Raw genomic sequence first — 19715 nt, forward strand, 5'->3', positions numbered from 1 at the left:
CCCATATCTGTTATGCTGCAAGGCAACCCACTGCCCTTTCGCGGATTCCGGCATCCTGTTTAAAATCAGCTTCCTGAATCCTGATATCAAAAATCACATCAAAGGGTGATTGACATGACTGCTTTCGGAAGCGAAATTTGCCTTTATCAGGTAAAACAATTAACCCCCGGAGGCAATTATGAAAAAAACACTACACATTCTTTTTGGAATTCTTATTCTTTCAGCATTGCGCACAGAAGCGCAGATTACCATCACCCATAACGATCTCCCGACAATCGGAACACAGATTATCAGGGCTGTTGATAATGTAACACAGGTTGACCCGGGAAATCCGGGCTTGAACCAGGTCTGGGATTTCACCAACCTTATTCCCCTGACCCACGACACCACCCTGTATCTTCCCGTACAGGGACTACCCAACTACCAGGCATACCCTGACGCAAATGCAGCGATCAGCCACCGCAACGGCAATATGATGCCTTATTATGATTATGAATATATTCAATACGATGATGATGGCATCAGATATGTCGGAGATGAAGACTTCCTGACCATTTTCGGAACATTTACCATGTCTGTACATATATCGTGCAACCCGGCGCCCCTGAGCCTGCCTCTGCCTTTTACCTATGGGCAGACCCTTAACCAGTCGACAACCTATGATTGGTTGCTGGCTTCACACAGTGACGGGGCATTGCTCGATTCCATCAGACAGATCAGCCATATGGATATTACATTGCACGGAGATGCCTCAGGGATTATGTCAACACCTTTTGGCACTTTTCAGGCGCTCAGGGTAAAAGAGGACATTATTTCACTCGATTCCATCTATAACTGGGAAAACGGCTGGGTTTTCGATCGGGTTGAAACCAATACGTACACGGTTTACCGCTGGTATGCCAATGATTATTACGAAGTAGGGGAACTCAATCTGAACCCCGGAAAGGCAAATGGCTTCAGTTTCTTCAGATCGGAAACCATCGTTAACACCAACCATGCTGAAAAAACAATGGACAGGATTTTCCCGAATCCTGCAACAGATATGCTCTCGGTTGAATCGGCAGTTGATTATGTCTCTTTCGAAATCATTGACCCGGAAGGCCGTATAATAGACCGTGGCCCATTTGTACCGGCAATCAGTACAGCGGATTTAACTCCCGGCTTTTACCTCCTCAGGCTGAAATCAGACCATGGAAGCAGTTGCATCAAATTCATCAAACAATAAAGCGGATATTCAACCAACTATAAAAAAACCTGTTTATGAGAAATCTCATCTTCAGACTGATTGTATTTACACTGATACCAGTAATTGCCTGCACCTCAGCACCGGAAACGGCAGAAATCCCTGAAAGTACTGATGGTCTCTGCCAGCTATGGATTGATGCCTGGAATGCAAGGGATGCGGTGGCCATTGAAGCATGCTTTGCCAATGATGCTTTGTTGATCACGGACACTGTATATTCCGGAATTGATGCAATCAGGTCCGGATTTATTGAAAGAGCGACCCCTTACTTTCAGAATCTGACCTGCAGCAAACTGTATGAATCAATCAGCGGGTCTATGGCATACCATGCAGGTAAATACGATCATGAATGGATCGTAAACGACTCAACCGTTGAAAAAGCAAGCGGCTACTACACCATGGTATGGAAAAAATCAGATGATAATACGTGGAAACTTGCTGTTTTTCAGACCAACTGAAATATAATCAGTATATCCGATTCACATTTAAACATTGAATCAGCAGCCGGTGCAGTGATCATGTGCCGGCTGCTGCTTTGAATTTATATTCAGCGCTTCCCGGGAAAAATGCATCCCGACTTACAAAAAAGGTTAACTTTGAATTGAATTTACCCGCTCTGACCATTTACTCTTAGGTCAGAAAAATTATCCTTTGAAAATAGCAGGCCCTGCATATTCAACAACTGCCTGAAGTGCCGGAAACAATGCTTTTCCCCGGGGTCTGGCAAAATAACGGACTATGAAGCAAAACCACCTGCCTGTCAATCTGAATCTTAACGTCAGGGGGCTTGAAACCTCTGCCACCCTCAGGATCAATGAAATAAGCAACCGTCTGATCAGCGAAGGAAAGCGGGTTTACAAATTCGGGTTAGGGCAATCCCCTTTCCCGGTTCCGGAATCCGTGGTTGAAGCCCTGCGGCAGAATGCCCATCAAAAAGATTACCTTCCGGTGAAGGGCTTGTATGAACTTCGCAAAGCGGTGGCGGGATTTAACTACCGGCATCAGGGAATTGCTACGGATCCGGAAGATATATTGATAGGCCCGGGATCAAAAGAACTGATTTTCCTGCTTCAGCTGGTTTATTACGGTGATCTGCTTATTCCGACCCCCAGCTGGGTTTCTTATTCTCCACAGGCCCGCATCATTGGCCGGCATGTACATTGGATTCCTGCATCGCCCGGCAACAACTGGCGGATGAGCCCGGAATTGCTCGACATGGTTTGCCGCGACGATCCGGACCGGCCACGGGTTGTCATCCTCAATTACCCTTCAAACCCGACCGGAAATACATACCCTGTTGAAAGGCTGAAACTCCTTGCCCAGGTAGCCAGAAAATACAAGGTGATCCTGATCTCGGATGAAATCTACGGAATGATCCATCACAACGGACAGCATGTTTCCATAGCTCGTTATTACCCCGAAGGAACCATTATCAGCAGCGGGCTCAGCAAGTGGTGCGGGGCCGGAGGCTGGCGGCTGGGAACCTTTTCATTTCCGCCAAACCTGCGCTGGTTGCTCGACGCAATGTCGTCAGCGGCAAGCGAAACTTTTACCTCTACCAGTGCACCCATTCAATTTGCTGCTGTAACAGCATTTAATGGTAACCCCGAAATTGATGAGTACCTCAGGCAAAGCCGCAGAATTCTGAAAGCACTGGCAAAATACATGACAGAATCCTTTGAAGCCACAAACATAAAAGTTCCGCAAGCCGACGGCGGTTTTTACCTTTTCCCCGATTTCAGCCATTACCGCGAAAAAATGAAACTGAGGGGAATTTTTACCAGCAATGAAATGTGCAATGCGATCCTGAAGGATACAGGGGTCGCTATGCTCCCCGGCAGCGAATTCGGGCTGGCACCGGGCGAACTTGTCAGCAGAATGGCTTATGTGGATTTTAACGGCGCTGAAGCACTGAACGCGGCAGCCGTCGAATGGGGCGAAAAAAAACTGAACGGAACTTTCGTGCATGCGTGTTGCCCGCATATTGCCGAAGGAACTGATCAGTTGATCCGCTGGCTTCAGTCGCTGTAATTCACTCAATGAGGGCCTATTCCGGATCATGAATGGTTATCCCCATCCGCTGCATCAGGAAAGTGGCATTCATATTACGGGCTATGCCGGGCTTCAGTTTATAATCAAAATGCAGCGCTTCGCCGTCAATCACCGCTTCGAAACTGTTGTTGACAATGCGCTCCGGGAATGCTTCGGCCAGCCTTCCCAGTTCAAGGTCATGGGTGGCGATAAAACCTGATGCTTCCATCCCGATCAGTTGCCTGAGCAAGGCTTTTGAACCAGCCTGTTTATCCGCTGAATTGGTCCCTTTAAGGATCTCATCCAGCAAAATGTACAGCGTTTCTCCGGCATTCAACCTGTCGATAAGTTCCTTCAGCCTGAGCAATTCTGCAAAAAAGTAGGACTGGCTTGCACTCAGCGAATCAGTGGTCCGGAGGCTGGTATAAATTCCTGCAGGATAAAAGGTGAAGGAACGGGCACACACCGGGCTGCCGCACATGGCCAGCACCAGGTTCACCCCGATGGTACGGAGGTAGGTACTTTTCCCGGCCATATTGGCGCCGGTTATGATGTTGAAATGCCCTTTCCCAGGAAGTAAAATATCGTTGTTTACCCTGCCGGCAGCTTCAATCAGCGGATGGCCTGCCTCTTCGGCGCTGAGCATTAAACTTCCGGAAGCTGTTTCAGGAAAAATATAAGCGGGGTTGCAGTATGCAAAAGCCGCGATGCTTGTAATGGCTTCGGTTTCAGCCAGTGCACCGAACCAGACGGGTATCGGTATCCTGTTCGCGCGCTGCCATTCCTCCAGTCTTCTTATCTGCCGGATATCCCATAAAAGAAGCACATTCAGCACAAAACCGGCCAGAAAATTCAGGCGGGTATCGAGGGAGGAAGTAATCCTTCCCAATTTATGAATGCTGTTGCCAGCCCCATTGTTCCCTGTTTGAAGCCTGCCTTTATAATTCAGCATCTGCGCACTCGTAAAAGGCTCCTGCTCAACCATCGTAAAGCGCGAAGCATATTTCTGCAGCAGGTCTACCTTGCGGCTGAGCATCATGTGCCGCCTGTTGATGCTTTTGGTATAGAACCCTGTAAGGGATAACGGAATCAACAGGTAAAGCAGAAAAAGCTGTACGCTGATCATCCCGGCCGAAAGCAACAATAAAACAACAAATGACAATACCGGGATCAGTGCTACTGCAACCCTGAAAACCGGTGATGAAAACAGCGCAGGTGTTTCAAGCCATTGATAAAAAGAGGGGAGGTCGTTGGCCGATTCATCCGCAACCATTCCCAGCGCCCTGAATTTTATCCTCCAGCCCGGCATCGCAGATAATTCCTTTACAGCATTCTGCCGCAACCTGATTTCATCAGGATTATTCAACAGATTTTTCAGCCACACGGCCAGCGTCTCTTTGCCCAGGGGGCTGACGGTACGGTTCAGTGCCTGAAACAGGGAGAAGTCGCCGAAAAGGTCAAGGTCGGTGGCATAGGGATGATGGGAATCCGCAAATGATCCACCCCCTTCAAACAAAGAATAATTTCCTTTGCAGGCTTCAACTTCCTGCTCCAGCGACACAATTTGTGCACCGTTAAATTTCTGGGCTTCGAGCACTTTGCCATGCCTGATCATCAGCGCGACAAATCCTGCAAGTAAAACCGCAGATCCAATCCACCAGACAGGCATTGAGGAAATGGAGAGGTAAACGCCCGCAACAAAAGCCAGAAATGTGATCAGCCTTGCAACCGAATAGCGACGCGCCTTCCCGGCAAGCTTATCCCTTTCAATGACCGCCTCCCCGAGCATCTGCCGGTAAACAGCTTCCGGAGAAAAATCAGCCATGCTGCCAGTTATTATAGGGATTCAATGCCAGTGCGGCATTCAGGTAACGGTCATCCCCGGTTATCTCTTCGCCAATCCATTCAGGCTTACTGAATGGATAAGCGGAATCGGGAAGTTCAATTTCAGCTACGACAAGACCAGAATTATCACCGGAATACTCATCTACCTCCCAGATAAGCCCATGGTCAGGAATGCGGTAACGCAGTTTCTCAACCCTGTATCCATTACACAGGTTGTCCAGCATAAATATCGCATCTTCAGGAGGAATGGCATATTCAAACTCATGTCGGGTGGTTTCGTCAACCCTTGCTTTCACAGAAAGATAACCCTTCTCCCCTGCCAGCCTGACCCTGACCTCCCTTTCGGGCAGAATGGCCAGATAGCCCTGACGGTAAATGAGCGGCAAAGCAAGGGAGCGGTAGTCATTATTTTTGACCAGAAATTTTCGTTCAATTTCCAGAGACATCTGAGCAAAATTTATGATTACTTGATGGCAGGCATTAAATCAACAGCCCGGTTTTCCGGGCTGTTATTCATACTTCCTAGTTTTCCGGTCTGACATCAACAGGCATTCCATCGCTGCTGATCTCCTTTTCAGCCTTACGTCCTTTCGGCACAAGGGTAAGTTCATTGATAATATTTTTCGCTCCGGCGTATTTGTCAATAATAAAAAGCACGTAGCGGATATCCACACTGATGGTTCGCTGCAATTCAGGTTCAAAGGCAATGTCGCCGCTCATGGCCTCCCAGTTACCGTCAAAGGCCAGCCCGATCAGCTCTCCTTTTCCATTGATTACCGGGCTTCCCGAATTCCCTCCGGTGATGTCGGTGGTTGAAAGAAATGCTACCGGCATTTGCCCGTTATCCATGGCATAAGGTCCGAAATCTTTCTTCTCATACAACGCTTTCAGTTTTGCAGGAACTACAAATTCCCAGTTATCGGGATCTTCCTTTTCCATAACGCCTTTCAGGGTGGTGAAGTAGTTGTAATGGACTGCATCGGCCGGATAATAGTCGAGAACCTTGCCATACGTCAGCCGCATGGTTGAGTTGGCGTTGGGATAGAATTTACGCTCGGGCTGCATTTCCCTTAATCCTGCTACAAAAAGGCGGTTGCCACGTTCCAGCATCTCATTGGCAGCATCCAGGTTCTTCTGATTTTCGCGATACTTTTCAACCATCATGACCGAAAGTGTGTAGGCTGGATCCTTCTTCAGCACCTTCAGGCTGGGTTTTTCCAGGAAAGCCCTGACTTTTGCTTCATCGGCAAAAATGGACCTGGCAAAAATATTCCCGGCTATCCTGTTAAAATCGCCCTTATTCTTTGCGACCATTTGCCTGAATGCCTCCGGTTGTTGCTGCACGGGCACATTTTCATAATACATCTGAAGCATCGCCGACAATAATTTCACATCCGTCGGACGGTTATAGTTTTTGAAATGCCGCTCCACACTTTTGGTGAGCGCCTGTTTCATCCGGTCAATTTTTTCCTGTGAAGGGGCTTTCTCTCCGAGCTCATTTCCCAATCCGGTGAACGACTGGGCAAGGGTCATCACTTCGGCACCGCGCATCACCGATTCAATAAAGTACCAGCGTTGCAATGTATATTCTCCGTAGGTTTTATAAGCTGCTTCGATATCGCTGAGTACCTTCCCGTATTTCTCCATCCTGACGGGATCAGCATTCACCCATACCTGAAATTCATTTTCGATCTTTTGCTTGTCTTCCAGCACCTTCAGCCTCTTCAGGCCCCTGGTCTGACCGATAAAGTACTTCCAGTAATTGGAAACACCAGCATACTTCGATGCATATTTGATGGCAACTTCCCGGTTGGCATCCATGTCCTTGCGCATGATATCCAGCTTTTTCCCGCGTATCTTTACGATGGTGGGATTGCTGATTTCAATGGCAAGATTAACGCCCCAGGAGGTAAGATAGCGGTCGGTACTTCCCGGATATCCCATAATCATGGCAAAATCGCCCTTTTCATAACCATCGAGCGAAACAGGCAGGTGATGCCTTGGCTTCATAGGAATGTTCTCATCTGAGAACGACGCCGGTTTGCCATCCGGACCGGTATATACCCTGAACAGAGAGAAATCTCCGGTATGGCGCGGCCACAACCAGTTATCGGTGTCGGCCCCGAATTTACCGATGGATGATGGAGGGGCCCCCACCAGCCTGACATCACGAAAGACTTCGTAAACGAAAAGGTAAAACTCATTTCCATTAAAGAATGAAGCAACCCTGGCATCATAACCGGTACCCTGGGTGGCTTCCGACTGAATGGCTTTCGAAAGTTCAGAAATTTTTGCATTGCGTTCACGCTCAGTCATCTGATCATTCAGCCCTTCGAGCACGCGTGCAGTTACATCTTCGATTCTTACCAGAAAACGTGCGGTCAACCCTTCATTCGGCAATTCTTCTTTCAGGTTCATCGCCCAGAAACCATCGGCAAGATAATCATGTTCAATGGTACTGTGCGATTGAATGGCCCCATAACCGCAATGGTGGTTGGTAAGCACCAGCCCCTGGCTGCTGATCATCTCCCCGGTACATCCGTTCCCGAACTGAATGATGGCATCCTTCAGGCTCGAATGATTGATGCTGTATATTTCCTCAGCGGTGAGTTTCAACCCCTCTTTCTGCATATCGACATAGTTCAGCCGGTCAATCAGCAACGGCAACCACATCCCTTCATCTGCACGGCCAAGGGTAGCCAGAAATACAAAAAACAGAACAAACAGCTTTTTCATTTTGATTTATTGATTGAGTTATACATACTTTTCACCTTTTTCTATAAGCACATCATTCACAAACTGCCTGATCTGCTGCTCGTCACCCTTTCGGCAAACCAGCAACACCCCTTCATCTTCAACAACGATGTAATCGTCCAGTCCATGTAAAACCACCAACTTTTCCTTAGGCATGTTTACGATGCAATTCCGGGTATCATACATCATCACGTTCTGACCTACTACGGCGTTGCCCTGCTCATCCTTCAGGCGGGTTTCATAAAGCGATCCCCAGGTGCCCAGGTCGCTCCAGCCGAAATCGGAAGCCAGCACATAAACATTGTCGGCTTTTTCCATCACACCATAGTCAATGGAAATACTTTTACAGATGGTATAGGTTTTCCGGATAAAGGTTTCCTCTTCAGCCGTATTGTATTTCCCGATACCGGCCCTGAAAAGCTGGTCAACCTCGGGCAGGTATTTATCAAACGCGGCAAGGATGGATTTAAGCTTCCAGATAAAAATTCCCGAATTCCAAAGGAAATCACCGCTGGCCAGAAACTGCATGGCCATTTCGAGCTGGGGTTTTTCGGTAAATGTTTTTACCTTCCTGATCCTGCTGTCGGCAGCATAACTCCGCGACTCGTCAAACTGAATATATCCGTAGCCTGTGTCGGGACGGCTCGGCTGAATGCCCAGAGTCAGCAACCAGTCGTTTTCCCTTGCTGCATTGAGCGCCGACGTGACAACTTCAATAAACAGATCCTCCTTGAGAATTATATGGTCTGAAGGAGCCACAACAATATTGGCATCGGGATTTATCTGAAGGATGCGGTAATTTGCATAAGCGATACAGGGGGCAGTATTTCGCCTGGAAGGCTCGCAAAGTACCTGCTCCTCATGAATCAGTGGCAATTGTTCAAGAACCTGGCTTTTATAAATTTCATTGGTAACAATGTAAATATTTTCAGGCGGACAAATTCTGGTGAACCGTTTAAAGGTCGCCTGTATCAGCGTTTCGCCGTTGCCCAGGATATCAATAAACTGCTTGGGATGATGCTGCCGGCTCAGGGGCCAGAATCTGGCGCCGATGCCTCCCGCCATAATGATGCAAAAATTGTTTTTATTCATCTCCTTGATGGTTGGTTAGTCAATAATTTTGATTGCCTTTACCGTTTCAGCCAACACTTCCGGATTGCTCCGGAATAAATGGAACGATTTCGGCCAGTGGACTGAAGAGGTATACGCGCTTGTTGTTCAGACACTCACACTTGTATCGCTTCCTGAGCTTATTTCCTTTTCTGAAAACCCGTCCATCGGGCAACGCAAACACAGCCTCCTCCGGCAATTCCGAAATCAGGGTGACGTTCCGCGGCGGATCATAACCACGGAGTACAACGGCCAGATTGATATCAGATGTGCTGGAAGCAGCGGGATTGATCAGGTAATTGCCGAACGCCTTTCGGATATCTTCCGGAAGTATTCCATGAGCAAGATAAGGAAGGCTAAGACGTCGGTAAGCGTCTTTCCACTGCACTCCATGCGGTTGCAAATGACGCTTGTACTTCAGGAAAACCTCGGCATGCGCCATTTCATGCAAAAGTGTAACAAGAAAGCTGTAAGGATTGAGGGAATGATTCACCGAGATTACCGGCGGACGGGATGGACTTCCGCTCCGGAAGTCGCCCAGTTTGCTCCGCCGGGCCCTTGTAATACGCAATATAACATGGTTCTGGTTGAACCACGAAACTACCGGTTCTGAACATCCGGCAGGCAGGTAGGCTGACAGGGAATCCCCCGTTAACTTACTTCTGCTCATTATAACTCAGCATCATATATTGGTCGGCAGGCTTTACCAGACAACCGCAATCCCTGCTGCTGCGCCTGGCCTTTTTGTACTTATTCTGCTTGTAGGTCGGCGTTGAACAGGAAGCTGCACCAAGGGCAAACAAAAGAACGGGTATAAAAAAATAACTGCTTTTGAGTTTCATAGCATTGTTTTAATAAATGATTAGCGACTTCAAAAATAATAAATCCTTCATGGCTGATGGTAATTTATGGAACTTAAACAGGGATTATTGCTATTTTATCTGATCTTAACCCGCTGTCCTTCGGGAGTGCCGTTTTTAAATTACCTTAATTCTCCCCGATGCCATCAAATAAGATGATCCTTAGGATCTTTTTTCCGAAAACACCCAACATGAGTTTATCCTGAAAATATCATTAATGGATTTCATAAAAATCCAGGGCCCGGAATCACCAGAAACTGATGTAACCCTATTGACTTTTATTCCCGGTTTTAGTATCTTTATTCCCCTTTTCTCAAGCCTGTCCAGATTAATTGATACCCCGGCCACGCTAAGGTTTACTCCGGAGCACATTCAGTTGTTAAAGATTTGTTAATGCCCCAACATAATCATTTCTTCTTTGTTTAAGCCTGACCATAATCATTAACCAAAAGAGATTAAAACATGAAAACCAGAATCAAACATGCACTGCTTCTTATGATGACAGTGCCGTTTATACTCGTTTCGTGCCAGAAAAATGAGTACAACGACAAACCGGAAGCCACCGCTCCGGCGGCAGGGCAGTTGAAGACTGACCTGGTTTACTGCGGAACCCCGCTGGTAGCCCCTATGGTTAACTATGCGCAGTCCATCGCGCCTGCAACAGTTACAGTTATGAACGACGCCACCAACCTGCTTGTAAAGTTTGAACTCAGTGAACCGGGATGGTTTATCAACCTTCCGGCCCTGTTTATCGGAACTCCCGGGCAGCTGGCAGCCCTTCCGGGGGTGACCGTTGATTTTAACGGACCCAACACCGTTTATTTCAATTCAACAAGCGCTCCTTTCGGCCTTCCCATCGGACCCGGCAACTACGCCAATTACGGCAACTACTGGGAGTACTCCATGCCCCTCAGCGATTTGCCTGAATGCTTTGCGGTGGTAGCTTACGCAAGAATCAGGAATATTGACACCAACGGGTTCCTTGATATCTGGGGCAAGAGTCCTTCTAAAACCTCAGGTTACTATCTGAACTATTGCAGGCAGGAGTGCCCTCCGCCTCCCCCGCTCGGAGGATGTGAAACCGCTTATGCTTTCGGTGAGTCCGTGGCAAACTGCTTTATCAGCATTCCCGGGGTACAATCCAACAACTGGGGATGGTCCAACGGCCCGATAGGCGCCGGAAATTATTCATGGCCCATGTATGCCGGCGCGGGACAATGCAATATCGGCAACGGAACCCACGTCGGAACCCTAACGGTTAATTACACCCCGCCGACTGCCATTGTGACCTACACTGTTTTCGACGGATACGTGCTGAACGAAACCCATCTGTTTGTCGGTAATGACATCCTTCCAAAGAAAAAGAACAAATACACCACGGCGCCGGGACAATTCCCCTACAAGCACGGGAATCTGAACGGCGTTACATCCGACACATTCACCATCAACGGTTTGTCGGGCAATATCTATGTTGCCGCACATTCTGTGGTATGTGATGAATAAAGGCTTTATTCAATCCGCTGAAGTGCAGGATATTCGTCCTGCACTTTTTTTTCTGCCAGGCCCGGAGCGTTGTCCGGCACGATTCCAAATCCTCATTTCAGATTACATCATCAGATTCTGTAACCTTCTTTAAAAAATATTCTCTAATTTAGCACAAACGAAAATACCGTGCTTAAAGGATTTCTGTTTCACATCGGAAGGTATATACTATTGATGCGTCAGGTTTTTAAACGGCCTGAAAAACAATCGATCTATATCCGCCAGATAATGGTGGAAATAGATAATCTCGGGCTGGATTCGGTGGGAATTGTTGCATTTATTTCCACTTTCATGGGAGCCGTGCTCTGCATACAAATGGCTTTCAACATCGATACCCCCTTTATCCCGCTTTATACAATTGGTTTTGTAACACGGCAGTCGGTGGTGCTGGAATTCTCACCCACCATCATCAGCCTGATTCTTGCCGGGAAAGTCGGTTCAAGGGTGGCTTCAGAACTGGGAACTATGCGGGTAACCGAGCAAATCGACGCCATTGAGATCATTGGCATCAACCCGGCAACCTACCTTATTTTTCCGAAAATCATCGCCGTGGTGCTGATCAATCCCATTCTGATTACCATGAGTATGGTGATGGCTATTATGGGCGGATGGCTTGCCGGAATCCTCACCGGACTGGTGCCCACCAGTGAATATGTATACGGGATCAAGGCATTTTTCGAATCTTACGATATTATTTACGCCCTGATCAAAACGGTGGTATTTGCCTTCCTGATAGTCTCTATCTCGGGATATCACGGCTATTACACCAAAGGCGGCGCGCTGGAGGTCGGCGCTTCCAGCACCAAAGGGGTGGTACACAGCAGCATTGCCATCATCGTTTTTAATCTTATCCTCACCCAACTCCTGCTGTCATGATCGAAGCTAAAAATGTCTCCAAATCCTTTGGCGAACACCTGGTGCTCGATAATGTCTCATGCCGGTTCGAGGAAGGCATGTGCAACCTGATCATCGGGCAGAGCGGATCCGGTAAAACCGTGCTGATGAAATGCCTGGTCGGGCTTTTCGAAATCGACAAGGGAAATGTGGAATATGACGGAAGAATCTTCTCGAAGATGTCGTTTGATGAAATGAAGGTGATCCGGCAGGAAATCGGCATGATGTTTCAGGGCGGAGCACTCTTTGATTCGATGAACGTGGAAGAAAACATAATGTTCCCCCTCTCCATGTTTACCGATCAAAGCCTTGAAGAAAAGCTGGAAAGGGCCAATTTTTGTCTTTCCCGGGTGCGGCTCGAGAACGTCAACAAACTCTTCCCTGCCGAGCTGAGCGGCGGAATGAAAAAACGGGTGGCCATCGCCCGGGCCATTGCCATGAACCCCAGGTATCTGTTCTGCGACGAGCCCAACTCCGGCCTCGATCCGCTCACTGCCAACGTGATTGATAACCTGATCAGCGAAATCACGCAGGAATACAATATCACAACGGTAATCAATACCCACGATATGAATTCCGTGATTGAAATCGGCGACAAAATCGCTTATGTGCACAAAGGGAAACTCTGGTGGGAAGGAAACAAGGATACCATCCTGAAAAGCGATAATCCGGAACTCAATGAGTTTGTTTTTGCGACCGAGCTTACCCGTAAACTGAAATAAATCCGCCTTATGCACTGGATTGATATTGTAATACTTATATCGCTGGTTATCGCAGCGATCTCAGGTTTCTCGAAAGGGTTTATCGTCGGACTGGCTTCGCTGACAGGATTTGTCCTCGGTATTTATCTTTCACTCCGGTATGCGGGCGTCATCGAGCAGATTCTGTGCAATGCCACCGGCTCTCAGGCGCCTTATATGTATGTGATCGCTTTCTTTCTTTGTTTCATAGTGGTGGTCATCTTTGTCCACTTCCTGGGAAAATCGGTTGAAAAAATCGTGGAAATCGCCGCGCTTGGCTTTGTAAACCGCCTGGCAGGTGCGGGTTTTGGAGTGATCAAATCCCTGCTTGTATTCGCCATCATCATTCACCTGCTCAATGTATTTGACACAGGTCACAACATCATCAAGCCTGAAAGCAAGGAAAAATCGATCTTCTACAATCCACTGAGCCAGGTAATCCCCGGCGTTCTGCCGTTTCTCAAAAATCAGATCGACAGAAACAAGGATGAAAACGAAACGCCCGCCATCGTCTGACAAACAGCGATGACCGGAAGCAAACCGGGCGAAAGGATGGATTACTGGTTATCGTATTTCAGCGTATCCTCACTCACATAATCAAGTATAATTCCCGCTTCACGAAACATCTCTTCGGATTCCTGCCCGGCGTGATATTTCTTTTCACACACCACCCGTTCAATCCCGCAATTGATGATCAGCATGGCACAGGTACGGCAGGGGGTCATACGGCAATACAGCGTGGCGCCTTCCAGGGCAATCCCCAGCCTCGCGGCCTGGCATATGGCGTTCTGCTCGGCATGTACTGTGCGTACACAATGATTGGTCACCTTTCCGTCGTCGTGAACCACTTTTTTGAACAAATGCCCCACATCATCGCAATGCGGCAATCCCCTCGGCGAACCGACATATCCGGTAACCAGAATCTGCTTGTTGCGGGCAATCACGCATCCGCTCCGGCCCCGGTCGCAGGTTGCGCGTTTGGCGATGGTATTGGCCACCTCCATAAAATACTCGTCCCAGGTCGGGCGGATATATTTCTGTTCTTCCATAGTCGCAAAGCCGGTAATTTTTATTGGAAAACCGGTCAGCCTGCAAAGATAACATCTTAATCGGGTTGGCTTGCACAAGCGTCCCATATAATCAGAACCAACCCAACGCCTGACCATTTCTCACCTGTATCCCGATTGATTGCTTTTAGCAGGATTAACACACTTCTATTATATGCCTGATTTACATTGATTTACGCTTATGATAATTTTAATTCAAAAAAACACTTGACAAACTAAGTTTTTAGTTGTAGTTTTGTATGACTGAACAACTAATAATTTAGTTACACCGGAAAACAATGAAAGAACTTACCCGTGCAGAGGAGCAGATCATGCAGATATTGTGGCGCATCGGCAAAGGTCATGTGAATGATCTGCTGGAATATTTTCCCGAACCGAAACCGGCCTACAATACGGTTTCAACCATTATCCGCATTCTCGAAAAAAAGGAATTTGTGGATCATGAGGCCATTGGAAAATCGCACCGCTATTTCCCGAAAGTAAGCAAACGCGAGTATGCCCGTTTCACCATGAAACAAATGCTGAATGGCTACTTCAGCAATTCATACAAGCAGATGGTCTCCTTTTTTACCAGGGAACACGACCTTTCGCTGAAGGAAATGGAAGAGATCCGCCAACTGATAGAACAACAGATCCATCAGAAAAAGCAACTGCCATGACACCGGTTTTTATATACCTGATCAAAGCGGCCCTGATCAATGCCCTGATGCTGGGGGTTTATTACTATGCCATACGCCCCGGCCGCAACTTTTCATTAATGCGGGCGACATTGCTGGCCACCATCGTCCTGCCGCTGCTGCTACCCCTTATTCCGCAGCCTGTCATTCATCAGGGCGACACAGCAATACCGGTTTATGTGATTACATTGCCGGAGCCATCCGGAATGGTCACCATACAAGCCGGATCTGAAACCGCACCTGCGCCATTACCTCCACTTCATGAAATCATATATTATGCAGTTTCAGTGATCCTTTTACTGTCCGCAATGATCGCGGTATTGTCTGTATTGCAGAAAATACAAAAATCAAACGTCAGAATTACTGCCTACGGAAAAATATACATCGATGATAAAGCCACCAGCCCTTTCTCCTTCTTCAGGTGGGTATTTTTCCCCGGCAGCAGTCTTGAGCTTCCCGGAACAGAATTACTGCTCAGGCATGAATTCAGCCACGTAAGGCGGCGCCACAGCATCGATCGAATGATATCCGCGCTATTCAGGTCCTTCTTCTGGTTTAGTCCTTTTGCACACCTCAGCCATAAATTATTGGCCGAGGTAAATGAATATCAGGCTGATGCCGACGCAATTCAGGTAACCGGCGACAAGGAAGGTTACAACAACCTGATGATAGAATTTGCTGGAATTTACAAGAACAACCCCATAAGTCATCCCTTTAGTGCACACTTAAAAAAACGCATCATTATGCTCAATCACCTCAAGCCCGGCAAACTGAACCTGACCGCCATCGTTACCGGTATGATGCTGGTGGCTGCTTTTGCCATCCTTTCAGCCATGATACAACCGGGAACTTCTTCCACTGAAACCATTGGCCCTGAGCAGAACATTCAGGACCTGCCGGAAACCGCAAACACCCTGTACGCCAACATTGAGCAAACCCATGGACAGGCAGGCGCTGCGGAAGACACCACCCTAAAGGAAGCGGCCTATCCGGGCGGGGAAGCTGCCAAGCTGAAATTTCTGCAGCAGAACATCCGCTACCCGGCTGAAGCCCGGAAGAACAACATTCAGGGCACGGTGCTTTGCAGATTTACCGTGGAAACTGACGGAAAAGTCACTTCACCGGAGATCATACGGGGGATTGGTAGCGGCTGTGATGAAGAGGTAATCCGGGTAGTGGCTTTGATGCCGCGCTGGCAGCCTGCCGAAAAAAACGGGAAACCGGTGCGATCATCCATGGTGATGCCGGTCAAGTTTGCCCTTTCGGGCGATTCGGACGATGCCGTTTCGGAAGAAGTCTTTATGGTAGTGGAAAACCCGCCTCAGTTCCCCGGCGGCGATGAAGCGAGGGCAAAATATTTCTCCTCGGCCATCCGGTATCCTGAGGAGGTCAGAAAAGAAAAAATCGAAGGGACCGTGTATGTTACCTTTGTGATTGAAAAGAATGGCAGTATCAGCAACGCGAAGGTAATCCGGGGCGTAGACCCCAGGCTTGACAAAATTGCCCTGGACGCGGTAAACGCGATGCCCGCCTGGACGCCCGGCACGCAGCGGGGAAAAACGGTAAGGGTGCAATTTAACATCCCGGTGAAGTTCAGCCTTAAAAGTGAACCGGCAAGACCAAAAGAAGTGAAAACAACCAGTCAACTCCCTGACGGCAGGGAAGTTTACAACGTGGTGGATGAAACGCCTGAATTCCCCGGTGGAATGGAAAAACTGGCTGAGTTTATAAGCGCGAATACCAAATACACCGAAACCGCGAAAAAGGAAAAAATCGAAGGGACTGTTTATGTTTCATTCGTGATTGAAGCCGATGGAAGCGTAAGCAATGCTCAGGTTCTGAGAGGTATAGGCGGAGGACTAGACGATGTTGCCAGAGAGGCTGTAATGAAAATGCCCGGTTGGAAGCCCGGGAAAAAAGACGGTGTGGCTGTTCCGGTAAGGTTCAATATGCCTGTGAAGTTTAAACTTGATCCCAGCGCGCCCGACAAACCCATGGAACTGCCCGAAAAGATCGTTTACCAGGGCCGTGAGGTGTATTACAAAGCGGAGCAGATGCCCGAATACCCGGGAGGAAATGATGCGTTGCTGAAATACTTCAGAAATTACATATCCAACCTGGAATTTGACTCAGAACACGGTAAATCAACCATCTACGTAAGTTTTATTGTAGAACCCGATGGCAGCATCACACCGGCTGGAATTGCAGGCTCGCCTGAAGTTACTGTTTCCGATAAATTTACGGAAGCCATAGGAAAGATGAAAAACTGGAAACCCGGCAAAACCCGGGGAGCAGTGGTTCCGGTGAAACTGAACTACTTTTTCAGGTTAAACAAGTAGTTGCCCGCGTATGATCTGCCGCCTGATCCTCTTATTGCTGATTGTACCGGCTTCCGCAAATGCCACCGGAGGATGGCCGCTCAGGGCGAAAACCAACCGGTATAACGAAAACGGCCTGCGCGAAGGGCGCTGGATCTATTACTGGGATGATGGGCAGAAAAAGCCGATGAACAAGCTCCGCTTCAAAAACGGGAGGGAGCACGGCCTGAACCGCTATTACAATGAAAATGGGAAGAAATGGCTGAAATTCAGGGCTTTCAAGGACGGCAGAATGAATGTCACCTATTATGATGACCACGGCCGCCGGGAAAAGAAAGGCAAGGCGCTGATGATATACGACAAGGCTGAACTCAGGTATTGCTGGCACGGCAAGTGGAAATACTATGAGAACGGACGCTATGTCCGTGAGGCGGTGTACAACATGGGCAATGAAACGCCCGTACTGCGGAAACAGCGACGGCGATGAAAAGCAATCCGTTAACTGACAATCAGGAATGCCCCAGCGTATCCGCGCCTTCCGTGGTCCAGTCGTAGTTGTACAACCCTTCAAGCAACCGCTGCTGCTTTTCCTCGGGTGAGAGGCTTTCATAAGCCTGTTTCTCGGCTTCAAACGCGGCGCGCTTTTCGGCTTCCACCCGGTGAATCTCATCCAGGTATGCCTGCTCCACCCTGCGCTTCAGAAAATCGGTAGCCACGGCCGGGAATAATTCAAGCAGTAATTCTTCCTTTTCATCAGCAGCAAGTTTCACTCCGCCGTATTCATGGAAAACAGGATTTTCCTGACGCTTGTAAAACCGGGTATCATAGGGTGTTTCGTCTCGAACGCCCGCGATGCTGTATCGGAATTCAGGATCAACCGGAACAGGCGTTTTGCCGTAAATCCCCTTCACCAGATTGACAAACTGAATCGACTTTGTGGTGTACATGGGTTGCCCTTTTGACTCATCAATGGCGCAGTTCACCGCCTGCACTCCCACAATCTGGCTGGTTGGCGTCACCAGGGGCGGGCAGCCGGCATCCATGCGCACGGAAGGAATTAATTCAAGTGTCCGGGGAAGCAGTTTTTCCAGCTTCAGCTGTTTCAACTGTGCCAGCATATTGGAATACATTCCTCCGGGCACTTCCGCCTCCTTTACCTTCTCATCCGGCTCCGGAAAATTAAAATAACTCTCAATCCTGCCGCAGGTGCTCAGCAGATCATCTTCCTTGTCAGCCTTGGCATAGGCAATGGCCAGTTCAAACAGCTCATCAATATCCCTGGGCAGTTTGTCCGTAACAATATTGAACTCCTTCGGAAATTCCTTATACTGATCATATTCAGCCAGTTCGAGCCTGATTTCGCGGAGCAGGGCATCTATCTGCACCACCGCTTCACGATTTACCCCCGTTTCAATATTCATGCGGTCGCAGAAAAGCTGGATGATCTCAAACGAAGCGGCTGCCGTTCCGCCCGAGAATGACATGATGTTGGTGTCCACAATATCCGCGCCGTTCACGATGGCCATCAGGGTGGAAGCCAGGCCATAACCCGGCGTGCAATGGGTATGGAAATCTACCGGGATATCCAGGTTTTTCTTCAGCAGCCTCACCAGCCTGCCCGCCCTCAGGGGCGGAACCAGCCCGGCCATGTCCTTGATGGAAATCATGTCGGCGCCCATTCCCTGAAGCTTCAGCGCTTTATCGATGTAATACTGGTCCGTAAAGATATGCGTCTGCAGCGGTTTGGCCTGCAGCAGCGCTTTCAGCCTTTTGAACCGCGAAAAATAAGGATCAACGGTGTAGCAGATGGCGCAATCGGCGATGCCGCCGTTTTCTTTCACCGATGTGATGGTCGATCCGATGTTGTCGGTATCATTCAGGGCATCGAAAATCCGCATAATGCTGATACCGGATCTGATGGCGTTCCGGTTAAACCCGTCAATCACATCATCCGGATAAGGATTGTAACCAAAGAGGTTTCTTCCGCGCGACAGGGCGGTGAGCTTCGTGGTATCTCCGACGCCCTCCCTGATCTTTTCCAGCCTGTTCCAGGGATTTTCATTCAGGTAGCGCATCACCGAGTCGGGCACCGCCCCACCCCATACTTCCATGGCATAAAAGCCGGCTTCACGGTACAAAGGCAATACCCGGTCAACCTGCTGCTGGGTCATGCGGGTGGCAAACAACGACTGCTGTCCGTCGCGTAAGGTCAAGTCTCTGATTAAAAGCTTTTTAGTCATATAGTAGTGAAAATATGTATAAACAGACAACGCAATACAATCGGGAAAAATTATACCGGGACAATTATTTCTGCCTATGCGACAAAAGTAAAAACTTTAATATTCAATGCGATAGGAAACGAAAAATAAAAGATTAAATCAAACTGACGGGGACTTCCGCTATGTGATGTGCCTGTATTGACGCTCAATAGTCCGATAAATTTAAGAACCGCGCAAGGACGCAAAGATCCCGCAAAAGTGGCGGGGCTGGCAGCAATCAATTGATTATAAATAATTTGTCATCACTAAGCAGGTTTTCATAATCCGCTATAAATCAATTTATTATAAATTTTCAACGGAATATTGAGCTCTGCAACCTACCTTTAAATGTTTGCCACCATCCCGAACGCGAAAA

The 19715-nt window shown here is 48.3% G+C and carries 18 protein-coding genes; 10 read left to right on the top strand and 8 right to left on the bottom strand.

Going from position 1 to position 19715, the window contains the following annotated elements:
* Positions 1-178 precede the first annotated feature (178 nt).
* The 3 genes from TBC1_RS09835 to TBC1_RS09845 all read left to right on the top strand — a co-directional run bounded on the left by TBC1_RS09835 (position 179) and on the right by TBC1_RS09845 (position 3274).
* Positions 179-1225, top strand: coding sequence for a T9SS type A sorting domain-containing protein (locus tag TBC1_RS09835; RefSeq protein WP_062041549.1), 1047 nt, complete (start codon positions 179-181; stop codon positions 1223-1225).
* Positions 1226-1260: 35 nt separating this feature from the next.
* Positions 1261-1701: a YybH family protein gene (locus tag TBC1_RS09840; RefSeq protein ID WP_062041552.1), complete on the top strand. Its 441-nt coding sequence runs from the start codon at positions 1261-1263 to the stop codon at positions 1699-1701.
* A gap of 280 nt (positions 1702-1981) precedes the next feature.
* The gene (locus tag TBC1_RS09845) at positions 1982-3274 is read left to right on the top strand and encodes a pyridoxal phosphate-dependent aminotransferase (protein WP_062041555.1); all 1293 of its coding nucleotides are present in this window, start codon (positions 1982-1984) and stop codon (positions 3272-3274) included.
* Positions 3275-3290: 16 nt separating this feature from the next.
* On the opposite strand, the gene TBC1_RS09850 is transcribed toward TBC1_RS09845, so the two are convergent.
* From TBC1_RS09850 to TBC1_RS09875, 6 genes are all read right to left on the bottom strand, one after another.
* On the bottom strand, positions 3291-5099 hold the full coding sequence (locus tag TBC1_RS09850; protein WP_062041558.1) for a MutS family DNA mismatch repair protein: 1809 nt from the start codon (positions 5097-5099) through the stop codon (positions 3291-3293).
* A complete protein-coding gene (locus TBC1_RS09855) occupies positions 5092-5565 on the bottom strand; it encodes a CYTH domain-containing protein (RefSeq protein WP_062041560.1) in 474 nt (157 codons plus the stop codon). The genes TBC1_RS09850 and TBC1_RS09855 overlap by 8 nt, the downstream gene beginning before the upstream one ends.
* Before the next feature lie 76 nt (positions 5566-5641).
* A complete protein-coding gene (locus TBC1_RS09860; RefSeq protein ID WP_082189553.1) occupies positions 5642-7855 on the bottom strand; it encodes a S46 family peptidase in 2214 nt (737 codons plus the stop codon).
* 18 nt (positions 7856-7873) lie between these two features.
* Positions 7874-8965, bottom strand: coding sequence for a mannose-1-phosphate guanylyltransferase (locus TBC1_RS09865; protein ID WP_062041563.1), 1092 nt, complete (start codon positions 8963-8965; stop codon positions 7874-7876).
* 46 nt (positions 8966-9011) lie between these two features.
* Positions 9012-9653, bottom strand: coding sequence for a SprT-like domain-containing protein (locus TBC1_RS09870; protein ID WP_062041566.1), 642 nt, complete (start codon positions 9651-9653; stop codon positions 9012-9014).
* Positions 9640-9825 (bottom strand): hypothetical protein, encoded by a 186-nt coding sequence (locus TBC1_RS09875; RefSeq protein WP_062041568.1) that lies wholly within the window; start codon positions 9823-9825, stop codon positions 9640-9642. Before TBC1_RS09875 ends, TBC1_RS09870 begins: the two co-directional genes overlap by 14 nt.
* Positions 9826-10305: 480 nt before the next feature.
* Here TBC1_RS09875 and TBC1_RS09885 point away from each other — a divergent pair, with 480 nt between their 5' ends.
* From TBC1_RS09885 to TBC1_RS09900, 4 genes are all read left to right on the top strand, one after another.
* Positions 10306-11346 (top strand): hypothetical protein, encoded by a 1041-nt coding sequence (locus tag TBC1_RS09885; RefSeq protein ID WP_062041574.1) that lies wholly within the window; start codon positions 10306-10308, stop codon positions 11344-11346.
* A gap of 168 nt (positions 11347-11514) precedes the next feature.
* Positions 11515-12261, top strand: coding sequence for an MlaE family ABC transporter permease (locus tag TBC1_RS09890; RefSeq protein WP_201781648.1), 747 nt, complete (start codon positions 11515-11517; stop codon positions 12259-12261).
* On the top strand, positions 12258-13001 hold the full coding sequence (locus TBC1_RS09895) for an ABC transporter ATP-binding protein (protein ID WP_062041577.1): 744 nt from the start codon (positions 12258-12260) through the stop codon (positions 12999-13001). Before TBC1_RS09890 ends, TBC1_RS09895 begins: the two co-directional genes overlap by 4 nt.
* 9 nt (positions 13002-13010) lie before the next feature.
* Positions 13011-13535: a CvpA family protein gene (locus tag TBC1_RS09900; RefSeq protein ID WP_062041580.1), complete on the top strand. Its 525-nt coding sequence runs from the start codon at positions 13011-13013 to the stop codon at positions 13533-13535.
* Between the two features lie 41 nt (positions 13536-13576).
* Here the strand turns inward: TBC1_RS09900 and TBC1_RS09905 are convergent, their stop codons facing one another.
* Entirely contained in the window at positions 13577-14068 is a 492-nt protein-coding gene (locus TBC1_RS09905) for a deoxycytidylate deaminase (protein WP_062041583.1), read from the bottom strand.
* 296 nt (positions 14069-14364) lie between these two features.
* Here TBC1_RS09905 and TBC1_RS09910 point away from each other — a divergent pair, with 296 nt between their 5' ends.
* From TBC1_RS09910 to TBC1_RS09920, 3 genes are read left to right on the top strand one after another with little or no spacing between them, the layout of a single operon-like run.
* Positions 14365-14745 (top strand): BlaI/MecI/CopY family transcriptional regulator, encoded by a 381-nt coding sequence (locus tag TBC1_RS09910; RefSeq protein WP_062041586.1) that lies wholly within the window; start codon positions 14365-14367, stop codon positions 14743-14745.
* Positions 14742-17102 (top strand): M56 family metallopeptidase, encoded by a 2361-nt coding sequence (locus TBC1_RS09915; RefSeq protein ID WP_062041589.1) that lies wholly within the window; start codon positions 14742-14744, stop codon positions 17100-17102. Before TBC1_RS09910 ends, TBC1_RS09915 begins: the two co-directional genes overlap by 4 nt.
* Positions 17103-17112: 10 nt before the next feature.
* Positions 17113-17568, top strand: a complete 456-nt coding sequence (locus TBC1_RS09920) for a toxin-antitoxin system YwqK family antitoxin (protein ID WP_062041592.1) — start codon at positions 17113-17115, stop codon at positions 17566-17568.
* Positions 17569-17590: 22 nt separating this feature from the next.
* On the opposite strand, the gene TBC1_RS09925 is transcribed toward TBC1_RS09920, so the two are convergent.
* Entirely contained in the window at positions 17591-19321 is a 1731-nt protein-coding gene (locus TBC1_RS09925; RefSeq protein WP_082189554.1) for a carboxylase, read from the bottom strand.
* Between the last annotated feature and the right edge of the window lie 394 nt (positions 19322-19715).

The sequence above is a fragment of the Lentimicrobium saccharophilum genome (genome assembly GCF_001192835.1).
Classification (GTDB): Bacteria; Bacteroidota; Bacteroidia; order Bacteroidales; family Lentimicrobiaceae; genus Lentimicrobium; species Lentimicrobium saccharophilum.